Source organism: Gordonia paraffinivorans NBRC 108238 (assembly GCF_000344155.1).
GTDB classification, from domain to species: domain Bacteria; phylum Actinomycetota; class Actinomycetes; order Mycobacteriales; family Mycobacteriaceae; genus Gordonia; species Gordonia paraffinivorans.
Window position 1 is genome coordinate 64,998 of the sequence record NZ_BAOQ01000028.1, and the last position, 22,215, is coordinate 87,212.

Sequence of the window (22,215 nt, forward strand, 5' to 3'; positions counted from 1 at the left end):
CAAGTTTTCAGACCTATTAGCCCTTGCGGCTCCCGCGCCGGAAGGTCGTCGACCAGGAGAAAGAGTCATTGAGGTCTAAAGGTCCAACAATGCGCACTTGAGCGCCCGCATCTGCGCTACGCTGGGCAAAACCGAAGGGAGTGGCAGATGACCGCCGACAAGGCAGCCCTGGTCCCCGTCCGCCAGATTCCTGCCCACGAACTCGTACTCGATCAGATCAGGCGGTCGCTGGAGCTGGGCCAGTTCCGACCAGGCGACCGGCTGCCCACCGAACGCGAACTGACCGAGCTGCTCCAGGTCTCGCGGACGACCGTCCGGTCGGCGCTCTATGTGCTGGAGCGAGAGGGCCTCATCGAGGTCCGTCGCGGCCGCGGCGGCGGGTTCATCGTCCAGGCACCGAAGTACGACGCCACCGAAACGCGTCGCGAGATGCGCAAGAACAAGAAGGCGATCCGCGACGCCTTCGAGTACCGGAGCGCGGTCGAGGTCGCGGCGACACGCCTTGCGGCCGAACGCCGCCGGGTCTCCGATGTCAACGAGCTCCACCGCCTGCTCTCGGCAATGGACAAGGCCCTCGGGGTGGCACTGGGCGATCAGACCGCGCACAACGTCCACGAGTTCCAGACGCTGGACAACACGTTCCACCTGACGATCGCGCGCGCAAGCCAGAACAACCTGCTGATCGAGGCGGTGGCCGACGCCCGCCGGAAGATGTGGTTACCGGTGGGAGCGGTCTTCGGCCGACTCGAGCCCAACGCCAACGACTTCCACGAGGTCATCGTCGAGGCCATCGAGAACAAGGACCCCGAGACCGCCGGCGAGAAGATGAACGAGCACATCAACAGCACCCGGTCGACGGTCGAGTCCTACCTGAAGCGCTGACGGTCAGAAGACCGACCATCCCGCGAGCTCCGCGAAGCGCTCGATCGCGGCCACTCCCCCGGCCGAGTTCCCGTCGGAGTCCAGCGGAGGACTCCAGACGCAGACCGTCCCGCGACCCGGCATGATCGCGACCACGCCACCACCGATGCCGCTCTTGGCCGGGAGCCCGATCCGATAAGCGATGTCCCCCGCTGCCCCGTACATCCCGGAGGTCAGCAGGACCGCGTTGATGCGGCGCACGGTGGACAGTGTCAGCTCGGTCGAGGAACGCGTGCGGTCGGCCAGGAACAAGGCGGCCGACGCGACGGTCTGCACATCCGCGGCGATCGCGCACTGCTGACAGTATTGGGCGAGGAGTCGCTCGATCCCGCACGTCAATCGCCCGTGTTCGGCGAGGACATGCGCCAACGCCGAATTCCGGTGGTCGGCGATCATCTCCGACATCGCCACCGACTGATCCACCTCGACAACCCGGCCCGGAGAGCCCCTCCGGAGAAGGTCGAGGGTCGCCGAGACCGCATCGCCGGTCCGCTCGAGCAGGCGGTCGGTCACCACGAGCGCCCCTGCATTCACAAACGGGTTGGCCGGACGCCCACCGCTGCGCTCGAGCTCGGCAACCGAGTTGAAGTGCGCATTCGTGGGATGCCAACCGACCTGCGCCCACGAACGCGGGTCGTGCTCGAGAAGCGCACAGAGCGCGAACAACTTCGACAGGCTCTGGATCGAGAACGGCTCGGCGGAGTCGCCGGCATGGACGAGTTGCCCGTCGGTCGTGGCCACCGCCATGCCGAAGCGCGACGGCGTCACCTCGGACAGCGCCGGGATCTGCGTCGACACCCGGCCGCGCTCGGCCGCACGCGCACCCACCTCGACGGCCTCCTCCAGCCACTCGGACAGAATGCCGTCGTCGTGGGCGGGTTTGGTCATGAGATCCGTAACCATGGCGAACTCCCTCCGGGGACGTGACCGACCGGACCTTGAGATGCGGCGATGTTACGTTCGCTTTAAAGATCTAGTCAATAGACCTTTATGACCTGGGCGTTTGCCCCGGCCTGCTAGTTGCACAACGCACATTGGCATGAAAACTGTGGCCCAAGTCTCGTCGCCTGTGGTCTACTGGTCCTGCTTTTAGTCCTTTAGGCCTATGTCGGTTGCCGCGCAACCGAGGCATCACGAAAGGGGAGCCATGGCTCTCGATTCAGCTCGCAGTGGGCCTGCGCAGTCCGGCGCATCCACTGGCACATCCACTCCGCCGCAGCTCAAGAAGGGCGCCCTCGGACTGGTGGGCGTCGTCTTCATGGTGGTCGCGTTCTCCGCACCCGTCACCGCCATGACGGGCAACCTCCCGGTCGCGGTCGGTTTCGGCAACGGGATCGGGGCCCCGGCCGGCTTCATCATCGCCACCATCGTCCTGACCATCTTCAGCGTCGGGTTCATCGCGCTTGCGCGTCACATCACCGCCGCCGGCGCCTTCTACACCTTCGTCTCCCGTGGCTGGTCGCGCATCGTCGGACTCCCCGCCGGGGTGCTGTCGATGTTCACGTACATGACCATGGAAGCCGCCCTCATCGGCATCTTCTCGGCGTTCGCCCAGCAGGCGGTGGAGTCGCAGTTCGGCCTCGACCTGCCGTGGATCGTCTACGGCGCGGCGTGCCTGGTGGTGATCGCGGTGTTGTCCCACAAGGACATCTCGCTGGCCGCCAAGGTCCTGGGCCTCGTCCTCGTCCTGGAGATCGCGCTGCTCACCGCAACCGCGGTGTCCTCGCTCGTCAACGCGCCCGAGGGCCTCTCGCTGACGTCGCTGAATCCCGCCACGGCACTGAGCACCAACGGGGTCCCCGGCGGCGTCGTCGGCCTCGGCCTGCTGATGGCCTTCTGGTCGTGGGTCGGCTTCGAATCCACCGCCATCTACGGCGAGGAGTCGAAGGACCCCAAGCGCATCGTCCCGCAGGCGACGCTGATCGCGGTGATCGGAATCGGCGTGTTCTACACGTTCATCTCCTGGGGCGTGATCGCGGGCAACGGCGGCGCGAAGTCCGTCGAACTCGCCTCCGGCGCAGAACCGTTCGATCTGATCTACGCACCGAGCGAGATGTACCTGGGCGCATGGAGCGTCCACGCCTACCAGTGGCTGGCGATCGGCGGCTCCTTCGCCTGCGCGCTGGCGATCCACAACTCCGCCGCGCGCTACCTGTTCGCCTTCGGCCGCGACCGCATCCTCCCGAACAAGCTCGGCGCGGTGCACGCGACCCACAACTCTCCCTGGATCGCCTCGCTCACCCAGAGCTGCTTCGCCGGCATCCTCCTGCTCGGCTGCGTGATCTCCGGCTCCGACCCCTACGGCGTCATGTTCGTCCTCATCGGGATCATGGCCACCCTCTCGCTTCTGGCCGTGCAGGTGATGTGCTCGATCTCGACGATCGTCTACTTCCACGTCCGCGGCGAACACCCCGAGACCAAGCACTGGCTGCGCACCCTGGTCTGCCCGGTCATCGGCGCCCTCGGCATGTTGTTCGTCATCTACCTGATGGCCTCCAACATGCGGGCCGCAGCCGGCGCGGCCTCGGAGACGCTGCTGTTCAAGGCCATCCCGTACATCCTGATCGTCCTGTTCGTCGCCTCGCTGGTGACCGCCCTCTACCTGCGCAGGTCGCACCCGGCCGTCTACCAGCGCATCGGCAGCACGATCTTCGACGACCTGCCGGCGATGGACAGCCACGTGCTCGACGACGATCCCGATCCCGACCACCGAACGGGCACGCTCGGAAAGCCGTGACGGCCACCTGATCCTCCCCTCACCCCGTAGCAGCACCGGCTCTGGTTCACGATCGCCGCGATCGTGGCCCGGGGCCGGTGCTCGTTCGAGGGCGGCCGACGACGCGCCCGCACCATCACATCGACATCCCCGAACAGGAGTCCCCTGACATGACCGACTGGTCCACCAAACGAGTGCTCGTCACCGGAGGAAGCCGAGGCATCGGCGAAGGCATCGCCGCGACCTTCCTGGGTGCCGGCGCCCGCGTCGCCATCGCCGGGCGGAACCCGGCCGCCCTGGAAGCGGCCCGGAGCCGTCTCGAGTACGGTCTCGGCTCCGAGTGCCTCACCATCGAAGCCGACGTCTCGGACCCGCAGTCCTGCCGGACCATGGCCGCCCAGGCCGTCGAACTGCTCGGCGGACTCGACATCGTGTGCGCCAATGCCGGTATCTACCCGGAGACGTCGCTGTCCGAGCTCACCGAGACGGATCTGCACCGGATGTTCGCGATCAACACCTACGGCGCGATCTACACGACACAGGCGTGCCTGCCCGCCCTCGCCGCGGCAGGCAACGGCCGGGTGGTCCTCACCTCGTCGATCACCGGACCGGTCACCGGGTACTCCGGCCTCAGCCACTACAGCGCCAGCAAGGCCGCGCAACTGGGCTTCATGCGTTCCGCCGCACTCGAACTGGCACCTTCCGGCGTGACCGTCAACGCGGTTCTGCCCGGCAGCATCCGCACAGAGGGCCTCGACGGGCTCGGCGAGGCCGCGATCGCCCGGATGATCGAGGCCATTCCGGCCCGCCGCCTCGGGATGCCGGGCGACATCGGCGCGGCGGCGATGTACTTCGCGAGTGACGAGGCCGCCTTCGTCACCGGGCAGACCCTCGTCGTCGACGGCGGTCAGACCCTGCCCGAGCACGCCGACGCCTTCTGACCGTCCTGCGAGTAGAGAGAACAACGTCGAAATGACCAAACGTCCGGTCATCGCGGTGACCTACAGCATCGCCGAACTACCCATCCTGATCCACTGGCGCCGCATGTTCGAGGGCATCAACGCCTCCGGGGCCACCGCACTGGCCCTCGACACGGGCAGTCACATCCACCACGACATGGACACCGTCATGGGCAACGTCGACGGACTGATCATCTCCGGCGGCGGGGACATCGACCCGACCCTCTATGGCGGCGACCCCGACGACACCACTCTGTGGGGCGTGAACGACGTCCGCGACGGCAACGAGATCGCCGCGCTGCGGAGCGCCCGGGCACGCGGGCTGCCCGTGCTCGCCATCTGCCGCGGATTCCACCTCGTGAACGCGTCCATGGGCGGAACCCTGTGGCAGGACCTGCTCCGCGACCACCCGACGCCGGTCCGCCACCGGCTCGGCGAGGAGAACGTGGTACACCCTGCTCATCGGGTGCACCTCGACGACGCGAGCGCGGTCGCACGATGGACCGGCGCGATCGAGCTCGAGGTCAACAGCCAGCACCATCAGGGCATCCGTGAACTCGCACCCGGGCTTCGTCCGGTCGCGCACAGCGCCGACTCACTGGTCGAGGGATTCGAGACCGAGGACGGACTCGTGGTCGGCATCCAGTGGCATCCCGAGCTCTTCTGGCACGTCGACGACCATGCAGCCGCCCTGCTCCGAGGCTTCACCGAGTCGTGCGCCCGAGACGAGGCCCACGTTCCGGGCTGACCGCTGCCGCCCGAAAAACGAGAATGGCCCCCGACCGGATCGGTCAGGGGCCATTCTCATGGCGGTGGCGGAGGGATTTGAACCCTCGGTACGGGGTTACCGTACACAGCATTTCGAGTGCTGCACCTTCGGCCGCTCGGACACGCCACCGCCGAAGACTGTACCGCAGGAGGGCGGTGAGTCTTAAATCGGCTGGTCAGAGGGCATAAAGGTGCGGTTTCGCGGCTAGTTGCCGGTCAGCTTGTCCTTCAGGTCGTCGACCTTGCCCTTCACGGCGTCGGCGGCCTCGGTGATCTTCTGCTTGCCCTGGGCCTCGGTCTTCTCACCCTTGCCCTCGTTCTTGAGGTCATCGTTGTCGGTGAGGCTGCCCGCGGCTTCCTTGCCGCGGCCCTTCAGTTCCTCGGCCTTGTTCTTGGCGTCGTCAGTGGTGCCCATGTGGCCTCCTGGTGTGAGGTCTCGGCGCGGCGGGATGCCGGCCGAGTCGTCGAACTCGGCAACCGTTCCCACGCCACTGGCTGGACGAGAGTGTCGCCATGCAGATCAGGAGATGACTCCTGTCCTCCACCGTGCCACAGGAATGCCCTGACCTGCAGAAACCGCAGGTCAGGGCTCAACTCACCTGCTTCCGCCGAGCTTCTGGGCGACTTCGGTGATCTTGTCCTTCGCGGTGGTGACGACGTCCTGGACCTTCTCGTTGTCCGCGAGTTCGGTCAGCTTCTCCTTGGCGGTGCCGATCGCGTCCTGGACCTGCTTGCTCTCGACGAGCTCGTCGATCTTGTCGCGGGCGGTGCCGAGCGCCTCCTGCACCTTGCCGCTCTCGGCGAGCTCGTTGATCTTGACCTTCGCGGTGTCGAAGGCTGCGGTGACCTTGTCGGCCGGGTCTGTCATGACTTCTCCTCAGGTGTGGCGGACTCCATCACCAATCTGCCAGAGCACACCGCCGACGACCATGGGATCACCACCCTGAGATCACCCCGATTTTCCGCCCTGACCCGGCCAGACGCCCCGGTCAGACGCGGCTCCGCGATCCCGCCGGGCAGAGAAGAAGTCCACCATCAGAGCACGGCACTCCTCTTCCAGGACGCCGCCCTTCACCTGCGGACGGTGGGTCAGGCGCGGGTCGCGCACCACGTCCCACAACGATCCGACCGCACCGGTCTTGGGCTCCCACGCCCCGAAGACCAACGCGTCGACGCGGGACAGGGTGATCGCACCGGCACACATCGTGCAGGGTTCGACGGTCACGGCGATCGTGCAACCCGGAAGCCGCCAGCCGTCGCCGAACGCCTTGGCCGCCGCTCGCAGCGCGAGGACCTCGGCATGGGCGGTGGGGTCGCCGTCGGCCTCACGACGGTTCGCCGCTCGCGCCAGTTCGACGCCCTCGGGATCGAAGACCACCGCGCCGATCGGCACGTCGTCGGAGCCCGATTCCGCGGCGGCGTCGAGCGCCGCTCGGATCATCGACTCCCAGACGGGGTCGCGCATCATCGGTCCGGTCCCGGCTCGCCGGTCAGTGACCGAGCGAGTCGAGGACCTTGCCCAGTTCGTCGGCGAAGCCGAGGCGGGCGGCGATCATGCCGAGCTGCTCGTCGGCGTAGAGGTCGGTGTCGCCGACGATGATGCTCATCACCGCGTCGGGCAGACCGAGGTCGGCGAGAATGCCGAGGTCGCCCTCCTCCCACGGGTCGACCGAGTCGAGCTCGTCGGGGTCGATGTCGGGCACATCGAGGTTCAGCGCGTCGAGAACGTCGGCGGCGACGTCATAGTCGATGGCGGCCGTGGCGTCCGAGAGCAGCAGCCGCGCCCCGGAGGGCGCCGGCCGGATCACGATGAAGAACTCGTCGTCGACGTCGAGGAGACCGAACGCCGCTCCGGTGGAACGGAGTTCGCGCAGCTGCCGCTCTGCGTCGGCCAGATCGTTCAGTGCCGACGGCTTGAGCGCGGTGACCTTCCACTTGGTCTCGTCGCGGACGACAGCGACCGCGAAACCATCGATGTCATCGTCCACGTCCTGCGCGTTCGATCCCGACTTCCCATATCCGGCACCGGCCATGGTGGAAACCGTAGTCGCAAACACCCACAGTCCCAAGTCCCGAGCCGCGGGCGAACCCCGATGTGGGAACGTTGTCAGGGTGACTGCTGATTCGTCTTCACGTTCTGCACACGGTTCACCTGCGCTCGCGACGCCGGTGTGCGTCCTGGGCCTGGGCCTGATCGGCGGATCGCTCCTGCGGGTGCTGCACGACGCCGGCCACTCCGCATTCGGATACAACCGGTCGTCGGAGACCGTGGACGCCGCCACCGCCGACGGCTATGACGCCTCCACCGACCTCGTCGCGACCCTGAGGCGTGCGGCGGAGTCGGATGCGACGGTCGTGCTCGCGACCCCGGTGACGACGATCGAGCCGCTGCTCTCGGCGATCGCCGAACACGCGCCGGGAGTGCTGATCACCGACGTGATCAGCGTCAAGCAGCAAGTCGAGAAGGTGATCGGGGCACAGCATCCCGGCGCCCGGTACGTGGGCGGCCACCCGATGGCCGGGACCAGCCGATCGGGATGGTCGGCGACCGATCCGACGCTCTTCACCGGCGCGATGTGGGCGGTCACCACCACCGATCACACCGACGCCGACGACTGGCGGACCGTCGCGTCGATCGCCCGCCTCGCCGGGTCGCTGGTCGTGCCCGTCGCCCCCGACGCCCACGACCGCGCGGTCGCCGCGATCTCGCACATGCCGCACCTGACGGCGGCGGCCACGGCCGCGGTGGGTGCCGGCGAGAGCGACCTGGCGTTGCGACTGGCCGCCGGCAGCTTCCGCGACGGCACCCGCGTCGCCGGGACGGCCCCGGCTCTGCAGCGGGCGATGATCGAGGCGAACGGCGTCGCCGTGCTCAACGTGCTAAGCGAGACCATCGACCGGCTGATCGCCGCGCGCGACGAACTGCGTGATCACGGCACCGTCGAGGTGCTCGTCGACGACGGCCACCGCGCCCGCACGGCCTACGAGCGCCTGCACGCCGGCGATCCGGAGCCGATCACGGGCGTGACGCCCGGCGAGCCCGGATGGCAGGAGGAGATGCGACGCCAGGCCCACGCGGGTCGGGTGTGGGTCGGCTGACACCGGCCATCCCGGTCGGGCCGATGTCGCGAGTCGCGTCCGGACGGGCCGACGGGCCCCGGCCTACACCCGCCGCGCGAGGGTCGGATAGTCGATGACGAACCCGTTCTCGTCGAGCGTGAGCGTGGTGGTGGCCAGCGGCGACACGAGGCCGATGCCGTCCTCGCGGACGGTGTAGGAGACGGTCGCGGACTTGACCTCGCCGTCGGGCAGGTACAGGTACACGACCGGCACGTCGACGGTCGGCGAGCCCGGGCCCAGCTTGAGCCGTCGCAGCGGCAGCGCGTTGAACATCGGCGACAGCGCCAGGTCGACGTCCTCGGCACCGTCGAAGTCGGACTGGATGACCTCGCCGTCGGGGCGGCGCACGAGCCAGGTGCCCTCGCCGTCGCGGGTGATGCCGAACTGGGTCTCGCCGGCCTCTCGGATGAGGTGCACGGTGAGTCGCTTGGTGACGCCCGCATCGGTCGTCTGCAATTCGTACGACGCGGAGAAGGCCTCCTGCTCGTCGGTGGCGGCCGCGATGATCCGGCCGTAGGCCTTGATCCGCGAACCGGACACGACGAGGCGCACCTGCTCGAGCCGATCGGTGTCCTCACCACGCCACGTGAGCACGGTCTTGAACTCGTCGGTGGTGGCGGAGGACTGCCCGTTCTCGGGGGCTGTCTGCGGAGAACTCACACGACTACGGTAGCGAGCCGTGCTTGCTCAGGCGATGCAGGAGGCGGTTCGCCGCGGCGACGAGGCGCTGACGGCGTCCTCGACGACCACCTCGCCGTCCACGCGGATCACGCACCGGGCGCCGCTTCCGGTGCCGGCGATGACGAGCACCCGCAGCGGGTTGTCGCTGCCGGTGAACTCGACGCTCCACGGATTCGACGGGGCGAAGTCCGATCTCAGGCCCACCGCGTCCACGTAGAGGATCGTGGCCTGGCCGTCGATGGTGACCTCGTAGCTGACCGACTTGTTCTGCGGATCGACGCGCTGCCCCGGCCGGCCGGGCACCGAGCCGCGGCCGTCGGGGGTCAGGGTCGGCGGTTCGAATGTCCTCGGGACGGTCTCGAGGAGGGTGGCCGGCGGGTCGGCGAGGGTGGTGTCGGGCGTGCGGTCGCGCCACACGCCGCCGAACCCGACGATCGCCACGGCGACGAGCACGACCATGCCGAGACACACGATCAGGGTCGAGGTCGACAGCCCGCCGAGGCGCGAGGGCTGCTGCTCCTCCCGTGCGGCGGCCTCTTCGGCCGCAACGCGTTCGGCCCGTGCCGCCTGCTCGGCCGCATGGAGTTCGGTGTTGGTCGGCTGGAACGGCCGGAACAACGGCGTACCGTCCGGGGCGTACCCCAGCGGCGGGTACAGCCGGGGACCCATCGGGGCCGGCCCATACGGGTCGCCGCCACCGCGCCGCGTGTCCTCGGCGTCGGGGTTCGGCCCGCCGTACGGGTATGACATCGTCCGCCTCCGGTCGCAATGGGATGTCGTCGTCCGCCCTCGACCTTACGGCGCGCAGACGCGACGCGACCCCCGCCCGTCGGGCGAAGGCGGATCGAGGCGAGGGTCGCGGGGCGTGGATCCGGTTGGGCGGGGCGACGGCCGGGCATCCCGGGTCAGAGGCGGCTCTCCAGCCGGGCCGACAGTGCCGCCTCCTGGAGGTCGAGACGCTCGAGCATCGCCCGCACCGCCTCGTCCTCGACTGCGCCCTCGTCGCGGTTCTCGACGAGCGACTGCCGCTGGGCCTGGAGAACCGACCGGTACAGCGCGGCGAAGGCGACGCTGCGTGCGGTCTGCGCCTCGGGATCGGGCATCTCGTCGGCGTCCTGGGCCTGCCGGGCAACCGTCTCCCTGATGAACTCGACGGTCTCGGCGTCCAGGCCGGCGGGCGGATGCTGCACGAAGTCCCGGATCACCAACTCGGCGGCGACCCTCGCGATCCGCTCGGCGCGTTCGGTCTGCTCCGCGTCGTAGCGCTCCTCGTCCTCGTTGTGCAGATGGAGACGCCGGATCAGCCACGGCAGGGTGGGACTCTGGATGAGGATCGTGGCGACGGCGACGACGAAGGCGATCGCCTGGATCGCCGATCGCTCGGGGAACGGCTCCCCGTTGTCCATCAGCACCGGGATACCGGAGGCTGCGGCCAGGGTGACCACGCCGCGCATGCCGGTCCACGAGACGACGATCGACTCCTGCCAGGTGAGCGGCCGGTTGTCGATGCGTTCCCTCCACTGCCGGAATCGTCCGGGTTGCCTCAGCAACTCCTCGGGCGACCGGGCGGCGCGCCGGGGACTGGCGTCGACGTGCACCTGGACCGCGCGGTCGATCCGCCGGCTCACGACGCTCCGGCCGAACATCAGGAACACGCACAGCGGGCGGACGAAGAGCACCACGAGCAGCACCACCAGCGAGGCGATCCCGATCTCCACCAACGATTCCCGAGCTTCGCGCAGGTCGTCGATGATGAACCGCATCTGCAGGCCGATGTAGGCGAAGACGAACGCCTCGAGCAGGACGTCGACCGAGTTCCAGACGTAGCGCTCCTGCAGTCGGGTCTGGTAACCCGCACGCACAGAGCCGGTTCCGACGACGAAGCCGGCCATCACCACTGCGAGGACGCCGGAGGCGTGGATGTGCTCGGCCGCGAGGAACGCGGCGAAGGGCACCACGAATCCCTGCACCGTCTCGAGGGCCGGGTTCTTCATGTGTTTGCGGATCCACAGCGTCGCCACGCCGATGACGACACCGACCACTGGGCCGAGAATCGCGTTGTAGCCGAACAGGAGCAGCGGATTGTCGATGAACGCGTGGGTGTTGGCGATCTGCGCGATGGCGATCGCGAACAACGACAGCGCGGCGGCGTCGTTGACGAGCGACTCGCCGGTGAGGATCGCCATCAGTCGTTTGGGCAGACCGAGTTTGCGGCCCACCGCGACCGCGGTGACCGCGTCGGGCGGGGCGACGATCGCGCCGAGCAACAGCGCCAGCATGAAGGTGAACTCCGGGATCAACGCCGAGGCAACGAGTCCCACCGCGAACGCGGTGATCACGACCATCGCGACACCGAGGCCCAGGATCGGCTTGATGTTGCGGATGAAGTTGGGAATCGAGAATCCCAGTGCCGCCGTGTACAACAGCGGCGGCAACACGACCGTGAGGAGGATCTCCGAATCCAGTTCGACGCGCGGCAGACCCGGGATGAACGACACCGCCAGCGCGACGACCACGATGACCAGGGCCGGCTGCATGTCCTTGCGGTCGGCGACGGCAGTCACGATGATGGCCCCGACCAGCACCAGGATGAGCAATTCCACGGCGGAGATCTTCTCAGGCATCCGGCCTGGTCGCCTGTCGCGGGTCCACAGCCCGCCCCCGGCGCGGTTATCGATCCCCTTTCACCATACGGGCCGACCAGGGGCTTGCCGCAAGGCCCCGTATCGGGTGCAGAATCGCACTCCGACGTGCTGCGATCCACCGCCCGCCCACCTCGGAGACGCCCTTGTCCCTCTCGCCCGCTGCCACACCCCGATCCCCGGAATCCGTGTTCGACCTGCCGCCCCGGCTCACTGCGAAAGCCGACCCCGCGCTCATCGCCGACGACGAGCACCACCTCTCGTCGATCGCCGCGACCCTCGCCGAGGCGATCGACGATGCCTCCGCCCGCCTCGCCGACGTGCGCCGCGCCGAGGGCGGCGGCGGACGTCGCGCCCTGGACCGGGACCTGGAGATCCACCACCTCGCCTCGCGCATCCGCACCCTGCGGCGGTTCGGTCTCGACCTCTGCCTCGGACGCACCGTCGGCGTCGACGGCAGCGTGCTCTACATCGGGCGCGTCGGACTGACCGCACCCGACGGGACGACGCTGCTGGTCGACTGGCGCACTCCGCTCGCCGGCCCGTTCTTCTCCGCCACCCTGCGCGACCCCGCGGGTCTGGCGAGCCGGCGCCGCTACCGCTGGTCGCGGGGACGCATCGTCGACTACTGGGACGAGGTGTTCGTCGACGATGCCGCGGTGTCCGCGCGGCATGCCGCGCTCGACGACCAGTCGGCGTTCATCGCCGACCTCGGCTCAGTCCGCACACCGCGGATGCGGGACGTGCTCGGCACCATCGCCGCCGACCAGGACGCGATCATCCGGGCCGGTTCCCGCGGCGCGCTCGTCGTCGACGGCGGGCCGGGCACCGGCAAGACCGTCGTGGCGCTACACCGCGCGGCCTACCTCGTGTACGCCGATCCCCGGCTGGGAGGCAACCGCGGCGGGCTGCTCGTCGTGGGGCCGCACCGGCCCTACCTCGCCTACGTGGCCGATGTCCTGCCGGGTCTCGGCGAGGACAGTGTGCAGACGTGCACCCTCGCCGACCTCGTCCCCGAGGGCGCCACGGCGACCACGGAACGCGATCCCGAAGTGTCGGCGCTCAAGTCGTCGGCCCGCATGGTCGGCGAGGCGGTCGAGACTGCCGTGCGGTTCTACGAGCAACCGCCCGCGACGCCGCTCGTCGTCGAGACCCCGTGGACCGAGGTCACTCTCACACCAGACGACTGGGCGGAGGCGTTCGGCGTCCCGGAGCCGGGTACGCCGCACAACGATGCGCGGGAGGAGGTGTGGGAGGAGCTGGTGTCGCTCATCGCCTCCCGCCATGACGACGAGGTGCCGTTCGGGGCCCTCCGCCGGGCCCTTGCCGCCGACCGGGAGCTCACCACCGCGTTCGGGCGGGCCTGGCCGCTGCTCGATCCCGCCGAGATCGTCGGCGACCTGTGGTCGGTGCCCGCGTACCTGAGGCTGTGTGCGCCCTGGCTGACGCCCCGGGAGGTGCGCACGCTCCAGCGCGAGGTCCCGGACGCCTGGACCGACGCCGATCTCCCGATCCTCGACGCCGCCCGACGCCGCATCGGGGACCCGGACGCGGCACGGAAGCGCCGGCGCTCGCAGGCGGCCGCCGAGGCCGACCGCGAGCAGATGGACCAGGTGATCGACGACCTCATCGCCGCAGAGGTCCACGACGACGGCGAGGGGTTGATGACGATGCTGCGCGGCGAGGACCTGCGCAACACCCTCGACGACGGTCTCGCCGTGCGGTCGGCCGACCCCGACCGTCTGGCCGGGCCGTTCGCGCACATCGTCGTCGACGAGGCGCAGGAGCTGACCGACGCACAGTGGCAGATGCTCCTGAGCCGGTGCCCGTCGCAGAGTTTCACCGTCGTCGGCGACCGCGCCCAGGCGCGGCACGGGTTCACCGGGTCGTGGGCGCAGCGCCTGCAACGCATCAGGTTCCGCGAGGTGAGGACGGCCGGTCTGACGATCAACTACCGGACGCCTCAGGAGATCATGACCGTCGCCGAGCCCGTCATCCGCGCGGCCCTCCCCGACGCCAATGTCCCGACCTCGGTCCGCAGCACCGGCATCCCGGTCCGCCACGGCGACCGCGCGGACCTCGACCGCGTCGTCGACGAGTGGCTGGCGGATCACGACGAGGGAACCGTGTGCGTGATCGGCGCCGGGGAGTTCGACCCGACCCTCGGTGCGCGCGTCGACCGTGTGCGTTCGCTCACCCCGACGCTCGCGAAGGGCCTGGAGTTCGATCTCGTGGTGCTCGTCGACCCCGAGTCGTTCGGCGACGGCGTCGAGGGCGCGGTGGACCGCTACGTGGCGATGACGCGGGCGACGCAGGAACTGGTGATCCTCGTCTCGTCGCACCGACCCGCCGGGCGGTGAACGACAAAGAAGAAACCCGCCACCGTGTCGGTGGCGGGCTTCTCGCCGGTGCGCCCGTAGGGATTCGAACCCCAAACCTTCTGATCCGTAGTCAGATGCTCTATCCGTTGAGCTACGGGCGCGTGGTGTTTATTCAGTTATGCCGTGGTCGGCCGACCGCGGTTCGGCGGAGGCGAGAGGATTTGAACCTCCGGTCCCGTGTTAGCGGGACAACTCATTAGCAGTGAGTCCCATTCGGCCGCTCTGGCACGCCTCCCTGGCGGAGTCCTTTCGAACTGCCGGACGAAAGGTTACACACCCTTGGCGCTCACAAGCAAACCGTTTGGTCAGAGCCGGTTTTTGCCCCGATTCGCCGAGGTCTACATTGGATCGGGTGAGCCTGCGAATCCGCCCCGATCTCGATGACCTTCCCGTCTACGTTCCGGGAAAGACGTTCCCGGGCGCGGTGAAGCTCGCGAGCAACGAGGTGACCGAGGGACCGCTGCCCAGCGTCGCCGACGCGATCGCCCGGGCGGCGGCCGGCATCAACCGCTACCCCGACAACGGCACGGTCGAGCTGACCGCCGCACTCGCGAAGAAGTACGGCGTGACCGAGGACGAAGTCCAGGTCGGCTGCGGATCGGTCATCCTCTGCCAGAACCTGATCCTCGTCACCAGCGGCCCCGGCGACGAGGTGCTGTTCGGCTGGCGTTCGTTCGAGACGTATCCGCTGGCGACCCGCGTCGTCGGCGCGACCCCCGTCCAGGTGTCGCTGACCGGCGACCTCACCTACGACCTGCAGGCGATGGCCGCCGCGATCACCGACCGCACGCGCCTGGTCTTCATCTGCAATCCGAACAACCCGACCGGCACCGTCGTCGAGGCCGCCGACCTGCGCGCGTTCCTGGAGAACGTGCCGTCGGACCTGCTCGTCGTCCTCGACGAGGCGTACTTCGAGTACCTGAGACTGCCCGAGAACCAGGCCTACGACGCCCTCGAGCTGCGACGCGAGTTCCCCAACCTGGTGATCCTGCGCACGTTCTCCAAGGCGTACGGCCTGGCCGGCCTCCGTGTGGGTTATGCGATCGCCGACCCCGAGGTCATCACCGCCCTCGGCAAGGTCCACGTGCCGTTCTCGGTCAACAGCGTCGCCCAGGCCGCCGCGCTCGCCAGCCTCGAGGCGTCCGACGAGCTCCTCGCCCGCACCGACGCCGTCGTCGCCGAGCGCGCGCGGGTCACCGAGCGCCTGCGTGCCGCCGGTTACCGCGTGCCCGATTCCCAGGCCAACTTCGTCTGGCTCGACCTCGGGGCCGCGGCGATGGACTTCGCGCGAGCCGGAGTCGAGGCGGGCGTCGTGATCCGCCCCTTCGACGGGGACGGGGTGCGCGTGACCGTCACCAACGCCGAGGAGGGCGACGTGTTCCTCCGGTTCGCGGAGAACTGGGACGGCCCCCGGGCCTAGAGCCCCCGCGCGAGGGTCGGCCACGCGACCTCGAGGTCGCGCTCCCAGTAGCCCCAGGTGTGGGTGCCGATCAGGCGGAAGCCGTCGGTGTAGGGGATGCGGTTGGCCCGCAGCGTGAGCGCGAACTCCAGCGAGCAGCGGTAGGCCCCGAGTTCCAGCGCCGACGACGACGCGGTCACCACGTCGCGCGATCCCTCCTCCGGCTCGATGCGGCGCTGCAGATCCAGCGGGCCGACGGCCCCGGAACCGGCCGCCAGGAAGATGTTCTTGCCGCGGAGCTTGTCCAGATGGTGACTCGGGTCGTGGGCGCGCCAGCCCGCGGAACCGAACGGGCCCCACATGTTGGTGGCGTCCCCGCCGTCACGACCGACTGTGGTGCGCACATAGGCCTCGTTGAACGGACCCGACACCGGCGGGCACCCGCTCAGCGAGGCGACCCCGGTGTACATCGACGGGTTGCGCACGGTCAGCGCGAACGCCGCCTGGCCGCCCATCGACAGGCCGAGGATGGCGTTGCGGCCGTTGCCGTTGAATCGTTCGTCGATCAGTGGCGGGAGCTCCTTGGTGAGGAACGTCTCCCACATCGGCTTGCCGAGCTTCGGGTCGTGCTTCTGCCAATCGGTGTAGAAGGTCCCCGATGCCCCGGCGGGCAAGACCACGTTGACGTTCTTGTCTGCGAAGAAGCGCCCGGCGTGCCCCTTGGTGATCCAGTCGCTGACGTCCTTCTCGTTCCCGGCGCCGTCGAGCATGTAGAGCGTCGACCGCGGCGCCGTGGCGCCCGGAGGCGACAGGACCGACACCCGGATGCGGCCGCCCATGGCCGGCGAGTAGACCCAGATGTCGGTGCGCTGGGCGCTCAGCTCGACGGTCTTGGAGATCCGCGCGACAGGCTTCTTGGGGGATTTCGGCGCGGCCTCGGCGATCGCCGGGGCCAGCGCAAAGGTCATGAACACAGCGGCAAGGCCTGCGATCCAACGCCTCGATTTCACGTCCAACTCCTCATCCGGACCAGGAACGTCCGGAGTCCTCGGCCATCGTGCACGTGCAACGCCCGCGCCGAACGGTTGGTTCCGACCGGGCATCTAGACTCACAGACTACCTGCGCGGCCGCGATCGCGACGGTTGAGAAAGCGGCGGCCCAGGTTGCGAGACAACACCCGATTCCGGCGCCCAGGAGAGCGAAGGTCGACGATGCAGAACCCACCGGCCACCCCGGCCGACGAAGCCCCCGAGGGGCTCGGAGACGACGAGTACGCGTTCGTCGCAGAGGTCGGCGTCCGCTGGTCGGACATGGACGCCTTCGGGCACATCAACCACGCCCGGATGGTCACCCTCATGGAGGAGGCGCGGATCGCCTGGCTGCTGAGCGCGGGCGAGGAGTACCAGCCGCTGATCACCAGCGCGATGATCGTCCACGTCGACATCCGCTATCAGGCACAGCTCCGGCACGAGGACTCGCCGCTGCGAATCGGCATGTGGATCAAGGGGTTCCGGTCGGTGGACTTCACCATCGGCTACGAGATCCGGAGCGCGCACGCCGAGCCCGGCAGTCGGCCGGCCTGCGTCGCGGCCACGCAGATGGCCGTCGTCGATGTCGAGAAGAAGACGCTGCGCCGGCTCAGTGCCGACGAGAAGGCGTACCTGAAGGCCTGGTCACGACGGCTCGTATCGGGCCGGTAGCTCCCGCGGCACCGCCGGCGAGATACGGGCGATGTTGCCCTGCAACACATCTCGGTAGATGCGCAGCTGCTCCTCGCCGCTGCGCACCTGCTCGGTGAGGCGCTTGGCGTTGTCGACCGACATCTCGCGGTCGCCGGAGCGTGCGATCAGCGCGTCGATGCGGTCGTCGAGGGTCATCGCCCGGTTGTACTCGGCGAGCACCTGCAGTTCCATGGCCGCCGACTCGACGACGTGCGCGACCTCGCCGAGGGCCTGGACGCGGTCGATGAGCTCGGTCCACACCGGTCGCAGCGCGGTCTCGCGCCGGTCGATCTCGGCCGCGAAGCTGCGATCGAAACCGCCGTTGCGCTTGGCGCCGTCGAGGTCGATGCGCACCGCACGCAGGGCGATCACGTCGGCGGCGATCTCGGCGAGCTCGGCGTGGAGGTTCACCTGGGTGCGCTGCACCTCGAAATGGTCCGACCGCCAGGCCGGGTTGTTCACGATGCGGTCGTAGTAGTGGCCCGCGACGAACAGCAGGGTCTCGTAGCCGTCGACGAAGTTCGCCGACTTGGGGGCGCCCGCCTGCGAGTCACGGGCCGGGCTCAGCAACTGGTCGGCCCATTGCTCGGCCTGCGGGTTGCCGGAGCGCGCGGCCACCTGTCCGACGACGCCGGCGATCCGGTCGATCGCGGCGGTGCCCGCCCGCCGGACATACGACGACGCATTGGCGTTGGGGGTCGGGGTGCACAGCAGGCCGGAGAACAGGCGCTCCCGCTCGTCGATCTCGAGGTAGATGTTCTCGCGGCGCTCGCGGCGGATCGCGCGCGTGCTCGAGGCCATCACGCCCTTGGCGGTCACGATCTGCTTGCGCGCATCCTCGCGACGGCGCTGCAGGCCGTTGAGCCGGTTGCGCAGGACGGCGGCGACGACGCCGGGCACCATCGGGCTGGCCAGCTGGTGTTCGAGCTGGACGATGGCACGCTGCAGGCGGCGGAGATCGCCGAAGCCGTTCGGCAGGGTGGGCATCGGGCGGCCCGTCGAGATCCGGCGGACGACGATCGCGCGACCGCCGGGCGTCAGGTAGCCGGAGGCGATCAGCGTCGCCGTGGTGTCGGAGAGCTCACGCCGCTCACCGGGGACCGACGACCGGTCGCACCACTCACGGATCTGCTCGCTCGTGCGCGCGGGCATCCGACGATGTCCATCTGCGCCGTGTGAGACCATTCCTTGCCGCCTTACCTGGGAGAACCGGTGTCCGCCCCGTCGTAACCAGACACCGGAACCGATGCTACCCGCGGTCCGCGACACGCTTCGTGACGTCGACTACGCCCTGACGTCCGGCCGGCACCCTCGATGCCACGATGTGGGGGTGACCGAATTCGTCCCGGCCGATGCCGACGCCGATGGGCTGGAGCGGGTGCGCGGCCAGATCTGGCGCAACGGCGAGGCCGTCGAGGGTTTCGAGCTGGACCGGCTCTCCACGTGCCTCGAGGACGACGAGACGCTCGCCTGGGCCGATCTCGAATGCCCGTCGCACGAGACGCTGGCCCACGTCGCCGCCCAGCTCGACCTCGACCCGTTCGCCGTGGAGGACAGCGTCGCGGCCTCCGAGCGCGTGAAGACCGTCTCCTACGCCGGGCACACGTTCTTCATGGTCTACGCGGTCTCGCTGCGCGACGACGCCGACGAGGCGGACGCCGGCGCCCAGCGGGAGTCGTCGGGCGCACCGTACGCGCGGGCGCGACTGTTCGACCTGCACCGCATCTCGATCTTCGTCAAGCGCAACGTCCTGGTGACGGTGCGTCTGACGCCGGACTTCCAGATGGAGGAGGTCCGGCGCCGGTGGGCGGCGAGCGACGCCATGCAGTACGGCATCGGCGCACTCCTGCACGGGCTGCTCGACGTCGTCGCCGACGGCCACTTCGAGGCGGTGCAGCGGCTCGACGACGAGATCGAGGATCTCGAGGGGCTGCTGTTCGACGAGCGCGTGTCCGGCCGGGAACTGCAGCGGCGCACCTACGACCTCCGCCGGGATCTGGTCATCCTGCGGCGGGTGGTGTTCCCGATGCGCGAGATCATCGCGGCGATCCAGCGGCGCCGGTTCGTGAACCACGCCCCGCCCGAACTCGACCCGCACTTCTCCGACCTCTACGACCATGCGCTGCACGCGACCGAATGGATCGAGTCGTTGCGGGACATGATCACGACGGTCTTCGAGACCAATCTCACCCTCGCCGACGCCCGTCTCAACACCGTGATGAAGAAGCTGACCGGGTGGGCCGCGATCATCGCGGTGCCGACGCTGATCACCGGCTTCTACGGCGAAAACGTGCCCTTTCCCGGCGCGTACGAGACCTCCGGCTTCGTCACGAGCGTCGTGCTGATAGTTCTTGTGGTCGTCACCTTGTACATCTCGTTCCGACGCCGCGATTGGTTGTGACCGCCACGTGTACTCACCCGCCATCACGATCGAGGGGCTGACCAAACGCTTCGGCGCGGTCACCGCCGTCGACGACCTGTCCTTCGCCGTCGCGCCCGGCCGCGTGACCGGCTTCCTCGGCCCCAACGGGTCCGGCAAGACCACGACGCTGCGCATGCTGCTCGGCCTCGTCGAGCCCACCGCAGGCCGCGCCCTGATCGGCGGTCGTCCCTACCGCGAGATCCGCCGACCGGCCCGGGAGGTGGGCGCTGCGTTGGAGGCGTCGAGCTTCCACCCCGGCCGCACGGGTCTCGGGCACCTGCAGGCACTCGCCCCGCAGGTGGGCGTGCCGACCGCCCGCTGCAAAGAGATCCTCGACTTCGTGGGACTCGCCGACGCCGCGAACCGCCGGGTCGGCGGCTACTCGATGGGCATGCGCCAGCGTCTCGGCCTGGCGACCGCGCTGCTCGGCGACCCCGGGATCATCATCTTGGACGAACCCGCGAACGGCCTCGACCCGCAGGGCATCGTGTGGCTGCGCGGCCTGCTGCGGGCGCTCGCCGCCGAGGGCCGCACCGTGCTGCTGTCGAGTCACGTGCTCGCCGAGGTGCGGGCGACCGTCGACGACGTCGTCGTGATCGGCAACGGCCGACTGGTCCGCGCGTCGACGCTGACCGAGTTCGAGGACCTCGCCGTGCACGCGGTGGCGGTGCGCACCCCGAATCCGGCGTCGTTCGTGGCGCTGGCCCGCGAACGCGGCTGGCAGGTCGAGGACGCGCCCGGCGGGTTCCGCGTCCACGGCGTCGACACCGCCACCGTCGGTTCCGCGGCCTTCGCCCACGGCATCGAGCTGCACGAGCTGTCCGACGCGGGAGCCGATCTGGAGGCGGTGTTCCTGCAGCTGACAGGCGCACCCGCACCGGCCGGCGTGCCGATGCAGACAGGAGCGATCCGATGAAGGCGGCACTGGTCGCGGAGTACCGCAAGTTCACCTCGACGCGGATGTGGTGGGTGCTGCTCATCGCGATGGTCGCCTACCTGGCGTTCATCGGTGCGGTGCTGGCGTTCTCGATGACCGTCGAGGGCGACTCGATGTCCGGACCGGTCCTGCTGTCGGGCGGCGATCTCGCACGGTCGATCTACGCCCTGACGTCGCCGATCGGCTATGTCTTCGCGCTGGTGATCGGCAGCCTGGCGGTGACCGGCGAGTTCCGCCACAAGACCATCACCGCGAGTCTGCTGGTGGAGCCCCGGCGCGGGGTCCTGTTGGGCGCCAAGCTGCTCGCCGGGATCCCGATCGGCGCGCTCTACGGCGTCCTCGGCACCCTGGCCGTGGTCGCCACGGCCGCACCGGTTCTCGCGTTCGCCGGCGACGGGGCGTACCTCGGTGAAGGCGCCACCATCCGGGTCATCGTGTTGTCGATGGTGGTGATGATCCTGTGGACGATGATGGGTGTCGCCTTCGGCGCCGTCGTCTCCAACCAGGTGGCGGCGATCGTCATCCTGCTCGCGTTCACCCAGCTCGTCGAGCCCATCGCGCGCATCGCGCTGGCCGCCTTCGACGCCACGTCGTCGGTGTCGAAGTTCCTGCCGGGCTCGGCGGCCGACGCACTGCTGGGCACGAGCTTCTATTCGAGCCTGGGCGAGGGCGCGTCGGATCTGCTGCCGCAGTGGGCGGGTGCGCTGGTGATGCTGGCCTACATCGCGGTCTTCGCGCTGATCGGCCGGTACACGACGCTGCGGCGGGACATCGGGTAGGGAGACGGCAGGCGGCCGTGCCCGGGGCGCGAAGGGCGTAAGCGGCGGCCTTGCCCTTCGCCGGAGGCCGTCCGGCACGTCAGGCCGGCCGCGGGATCTCGGCCGTGAGCCCCTGGCCGATCCACGACGGCAGGTCGCGGGCGATCTCGGCCGCCGCATGGATCTCGACGAGGTTCTCGCGGAGCGCGATCCGCCAGTCGGTGTCGCCCCGCCAGATCTCGGTGAGGGTGCGCAGATCGGTCGTCACCGTCGCGTCGAGCTCGTACCCGGGGTCGAAGTCGCACACCTGCGCCTCGTCGCCGGAGACCACGAGCCACCAGGACCGCGCCTTGCCGACGACATCGGAGAAGACGAACTGCACCATGGTGCGGCGTCGGGGCCACCGTTCGACGGGGATGGTGCGTCGCATGTCCCACAGCAGCAGGTGCGGGTCGAGGCCGGCGTCGCCGAGTTCCCCGATCCAACGAATCCCCCACGCGCTCAACGCGTCGACCACGGGCTCGAGCTCCTGCCCCATCGTCGTCAGCGTGTACACCGACCGGCCGCCGACCTGCGATCGGCGGATCACGCCGGCGCGCTCGAGGCTGCGGAGTCGCTTGGTGAGCAACGCGGGAGACATCTTCGGCACCCCGCGCCGGAGCTCGTTGAAATGACGGCTCCCCAGCAGCATCTCGCGCACGATCAGGATCGTCCACCGCTCGTCGAGGAGCTCCATCGCCTTCGCGACGGGACAGAACTGGCCATACGAGATCATCACGGTCCCCCTCA

Annotated in this window: 22 protein-coding genes and 3 tRNA genes; 11 read left to right on the plus strand and 14 right to left on the minus strand. The window is 69.1% G+C overall.

Translation table 11 applies throughout. The annotated features are described in order from the left end of the window. Window positions 1-147: 147 nt before the first annotated feature. Window positions 148-882: a FadR/GntR family transcriptional regulator gene (locus GP2_RS14275; RefSeq protein ID WP_006901231.1), complete on the plus strand. Its 735-nt coding sequence runs from the start codon at window positions 148-150 to the stop codon at window positions 880-882. 3 nt (window positions 883-885) lie between these two features. Here GP2_RS14275 and glsA read toward each other — a convergent pair whose 3' ends face one another. Then, window positions 886-1,824 (minus strand): glutaminase A, encoded by a 939-nt coding sequence (gene glsA / locus GP2_RS14280; RefSeq protein ID WP_006901232.1) that lies wholly within the window; start codon window positions 1,822-1,824, stop codon window positions 886-888. Window positions 1,825-2,068: 244 nt separating this feature from the next. Here glsA and GP2_RS14285 point away from each other — a divergent pair, with 244 nt between their 5' ends. The 3 genes from GP2_RS14285 to GP2_RS14295 all read left to right on the plus strand — a co-directional run bounded on the left by GP2_RS14285 (window position 2,069) and on the right by GP2_RS14295 (window position 5,344). Next, complete coding sequence (locus tag GP2_RS14285; RefSeq protein ID WP_006901233.1) at window positions 2,069-3,658, plus strand: APC family permease; 1,590 nt, start codon at window positions 2,069-2,071, stop codon at window positions 3,656-3,658. Window positions 3,659-3,807: 149 nt separating this feature from the next. Then, on the plus strand, window positions 3,808-4,578 hold the full coding sequence (locus GP2_RS14290; protein WP_006901234.1) for an SDR family NAD(P)-dependent oxidoreductase: 771 nt from the start codon (window positions 3,808-3,810) through the stop codon (window positions 4,576-4,578). 31 nt (window positions 4,579-4,609) lie between these two features. Next, the gene (locus GP2_RS14295; protein WP_006901235.1) at window positions 4,610-5,344 is read left to right on the plus strand and encodes a gamma-glutamyl-gamma-aminobutyrate hydrolase family protein; all 735 of its coding nucleotides are present in this window, start codon (window positions 4,610-4,612) and stop codon (window positions 5,342-5,344) included. Between the two features lie 59 nt (window positions 5,345-5,403). Here the strand turns inward: GP2_RS14295 and GP2_RS14300 are convergent. From GP2_RS14300 to GP2_RS14320, 5 genes are all read right to left on the minus strand, one after another. Continuing rightward, a tRNA-Ser gene (locus GP2_RS14300) sits at window positions 5,404-5,494 on the minus strand. Between the two features lie 75 nt (window positions 5,495-5,569). Then, window positions 5,570-5,779, minus strand: a complete 210-nt coding sequence (locus tag GP2_RS14305; protein WP_006901236.1) for a CsbD family protein — start codon at window positions 5,777-5,779, stop codon at window positions 5,570-5,572. Window positions 5,780-5,959: 180 nt separating this feature from the next. Continuing rightward, entirely contained in the window at window positions 5,960-6,232 is a 273-nt protein-coding gene (locus GP2_RS14310; protein ID WP_006901237.1) for a hypothetical protein, read from the minus strand. A gap of 81 nt (window positions 6,233-6,313) precedes the next feature. Further along, window positions 6,314-6,829, minus strand: coding sequence for a nucleoside deaminase (locus GP2_RS14315; protein WP_174320724.1), 516 nt, complete (start codon window positions 6,827-6,829; stop codon window positions 6,314-6,316). A 25-nt stretch (window positions 6,830-6,854) separates the two neighbouring features. Next, window positions 6,855-7,397, minus strand: coding sequence for a tRNA adenosine deaminase-associated protein (locus tag GP2_RS14320; RefSeq protein ID WP_040527088.1), 543 nt, complete (start codon window positions 7,395-7,397; stop codon window positions 6,855-6,857). Between the two features lie 79 nt (window positions 7,398-7,476). Here GP2_RS14320 and GP2_RS14325 point away from each other — a divergent pair, with 79 nt between their 5' ends. After that, the gene (locus GP2_RS14325; RefSeq protein ID WP_040527089.1) at window positions 7,477-8,463 is read left to right on the plus strand and encodes a prephenate dehydrogenase; all 987 of its coding nucleotides are present in this window, start codon (window positions 7,477-7,479) and stop codon (window positions 8,461-8,463) included. A 63-nt stretch (window positions 8,464-8,526) separates the two neighbouring features. Here GP2_RS14325 and GP2_RS14330 read toward each other — a convergent pair whose 3' ends face one another. The 3 genes from GP2_RS14330 to GP2_RS14340 form a co-directional block, all read right to left on the minus strand. Next, the gene (locus GP2_RS14330; protein ID WP_006901241.1) at window positions 8,527-9,144 is read right to left on the minus strand and encodes a putative glycolipid-binding domain-containing protein; all 618 of its coding nucleotides are present in this window, start codon (window positions 9,142-9,144) and stop codon (window positions 8,527-8,529) included. Between the two features lie 27 nt (window positions 9,145-9,171). Next, window positions 9,172-9,915, minus strand: a complete 744-nt coding sequence (locus GP2_RS14335; RefSeq protein ID WP_006901242.1) for a hypothetical protein — start codon at window positions 9,913-9,915, stop codon at window positions 9,172-9,174. 155 nt (window positions 9,916-10,070) lie between these two features. Beyond that, complete coding sequence (locus tag GP2_RS14340; RefSeq protein ID WP_006901243.1) at window positions 10,071-11,789, minus strand: cation:proton antiporter; 1,719 nt, start codon at window positions 11,787-11,789, stop codon at window positions 10,071-10,073. A 164-nt stretch (window positions 11,790-11,953) separates the two neighbouring features. On the opposite strand from GP2_RS14340, the gene helR reads away from it, so the two are divergent. Next, entirely contained in the window at window positions 11,954-14,167 is a 2,214-nt protein-coding gene (helR, locus tag GP2_RS14345) for an RNA polymerase recycling motor ATPase HelR (protein WP_006901244.1), read from the plus strand. A gap of 49 nt (window positions 14,168-14,216) precedes the next feature. Here helR and GP2_RS14350 read toward each other — a convergent pair. Together GP2_RS14350 and GP2_RS14355 are read right to left on the minus strand one after the other, a co-directional pair. Next, window positions 14,217-14,289: transfer RNA gene (locus GP2_RS14350), tRNA-Arg, on the minus strand. Between the two features lie 45 nt (window positions 14,290-14,334). Next, window positions 14,335-14,423: transfer RNA gene (locus tag GP2_RS14355), tRNA-Ser, on the minus strand. A gap of 117 nt (window positions 14,424-14,540) precedes the next feature. On the opposite strand from GP2_RS14355, the gene hisC reads away from it, so the two are divergent. Next, window positions 14,541-15,608 (plus strand): histidinol-phosphate transaminase, encoded by a 1,068-nt coding sequence (gene hisC, locus GP2_RS14360; protein WP_006901245.1) that lies wholly within the window; start codon window positions 14,541-14,543, stop codon window positions 15,606-15,608. Here the strand turns inward: hisC and GP2_RS14365 are convergent. Next, entirely contained in the window at window positions 15,605-16,555 is a 951-nt protein-coding gene (locus tag GP2_RS14365) for an alpha/beta hydrolase (RefSeq protein ID WP_174320725.1), read from the minus strand. The genes hisC and GP2_RS14365 overlap by 4 nt on opposite strands. Before the next feature lie 244 nt (window positions 16,556-16,799). Between GP2_RS14365 and GP2_RS14370 the strand changes: the two genes are divergently transcribed. Next, entirely contained in the window at window positions 16,800-17,288 is a 489-nt protein-coding gene (locus tag GP2_RS14370; RefSeq protein WP_006901247.1) for an acyl-CoA thioesterase, read from the plus strand. On the opposite strand, the gene GP2_RS14375 is transcribed toward GP2_RS14370, so the two are convergent. Next, complete coding sequence (locus tag GP2_RS14375) at window positions 17,262-18,461, minus strand: hypothetical protein (protein WP_006901248.1); 1,200 nt, start codon at window positions 18,459-18,461, stop codon at window positions 17,262-17,264. The genes GP2_RS14370 and GP2_RS14375 overlap by 27 nt on opposite strands. A 178-nt stretch (window positions 18,462-18,639) precedes the next feature. On the opposite strand from GP2_RS14375, the gene GP2_RS14380 reads away from it, so the two are divergent. Genes GP2_RS14380 through GP2_RS14390 form a run of 3 tightly spaced genes read left to right on the plus strand, consistent with a single transcriptional unit; the run spans window position 18,640 to window position 21,447 of the window. Beyond that, the gene (locus GP2_RS14380; RefSeq protein ID WP_006901249.1) at window positions 18,640-19,710 is read left to right on the plus strand and encodes a magnesium transporter CorA family protein; all 1,071 of its coding nucleotides are present in this window, start codon (window positions 18,640-18,642) and stop codon (window positions 19,708-19,710) included. A gap of 7 nt (window positions 19,711-19,717) precedes the next feature. Next, window positions 19,718-20,647 carry an ABC transporter ATP-binding protein gene (locus tag GP2_RS14385; protein WP_006901250.1) on the plus strand — a complete coding sequence of 310 codons (930 nt, stop codon included), beginning with the start codon at window positions 19,718-19,720 and terminating at the stop codon, window positions 20,645-20,647. After that, on the plus strand, window positions 20,644-21,447 hold the full coding sequence (locus GP2_RS14390) for an ABC transporter permease subunit (RefSeq protein WP_006901251.1): 804 nt from the start codon (window positions 20,644-20,646) through the stop codon (window positions 21,445-21,447). Before GP2_RS14385 ends, GP2_RS14390 begins: the two co-directional genes overlap by 4 nt. Before the next feature lie 79 nt (window positions 21,448-21,526). Here the strand turns inward: GP2_RS14390 and GP2_RS14395 are convergent, their stop codons facing one another. Then, window positions 21,527-22,201, minus strand: a complete 675-nt coding sequence (locus GP2_RS14395; protein WP_006901252.1) for a winged helix-turn-helix transcriptional regulator — start codon at window positions 22,199-22,201, stop codon at window positions 21,527-21,529. Between the last annotated feature and the right edge of the window lie 14 nt (window positions 22,202-22,215).

Bases quoted from the DNA above. Each gene is read 5' to 3' on its own strand.
- GP2_RS14275 (WP_006901231.1), top strand. From the start codon at position 148: ATGACCGCCGACAAGGCAGCCCTGGTCCCCGTCCGCCAGATTCCTGCC.
- glsA (WP_006901232.1), bottom strand. From the start codon at position 1,824: ATGGTTACGGATCTCATGACCAAACCCGCCCACGACGACGGCATTCTG.
- GP2_RS14285 (WP_006901233.1), top strand. From the start codon at position 2,069: ATGGCTCTCGATTCAGCTCGCAGTGGGCCTGCGCAGTCCGGCGCATCC.
- GP2_RS14290 (WP_006901234.1), top strand. From the start codon at position 3,808: ATGACCGACTGGTCCACCAAACGAGTGCTCGTCACCGGAGGAAGCCGA.
- GP2_RS14295 (WP_006901235.1), top strand. From the start codon at position 4,610: ATGACCAAACGTCCGGTCATCGCGGTGACCTACAGCATCGCCGAACTA.
- GP2_RS14305 (WP_006901236.1), bottom strand. From the start codon at position 5,779: ATGGGCACCACTGACGACGCCAAGAACAAGGCCGAGGAACTGAAGGGC.
- GP2_RS14310 (WP_006901237.1), bottom strand. From the start codon at position 6,232: ATGACAGACCCGGCCGACAAGGTCACCGCAGCCTTCGACACCGCGAAG.
- GP2_RS14315 (WP_174320724.1), bottom strand. From the start codon at position 6,829: ATGCGCGACCCCGTCTGGGAGTCGATGATCCGAGCGGCGCTCGACGCC.
- GP2_RS14320 (WP_040527088.1), bottom strand. From the start codon at position 7,397: ATGGCCGGTGCCGGATATGGGAAGTCGGGATCGAACGCGCAGGACGTG.
- GP2_RS14335 (WP_006901242.1), bottom strand. From the start codon at position 9,915: ATGTCATACCCGTACGGCGGGCCGAACCCCGACGCCGAGGACACGCGG.
- GP2_RS14340 (WP_006901243.1), bottom strand. From the start codon at position 11,789: ATGCCTGAGAAGATCTCCGCCGTGGAATTGCTCATCCTGGTGCTGGTC.
- GP2_RS14365 (WP_174320725.1), bottom strand. From the start codon at position 16,555: ATGACCTTTGCGCTGGCCCCGGCGATCGCCGAGGCCGCGCCGAAATCC.
- GP2_RS14370 (WP_006901247.1), top strand. From the start codon at position 16,800: ATGCAGAACCCACCGGCCACCCCGGCCGACGAAGCCCCCGAGGGGCTC.
- GP2_RS14375 (WP_006901248.1), bottom strand. From the start codon at position 18,461: ATGCCCGCGCGCACGAGCGAGCAGATCCGTGAGTGGTGCGACCGGTCG.
- GP2_RS14390 (WP_006901251.1), top strand. From the start codon at position 20,644: ATGAAGGCGGCACTGGTCGCGGAGTACCGCAAGTTCACCTCGACGCGG.
- GP2_RS14395 (WP_006901252.1), bottom strand. From the start codon at position 22,201: ATGATCTCGTATGGCCAGTTCTGTCCCGTCGCGAAGGCGATGGAGCTC.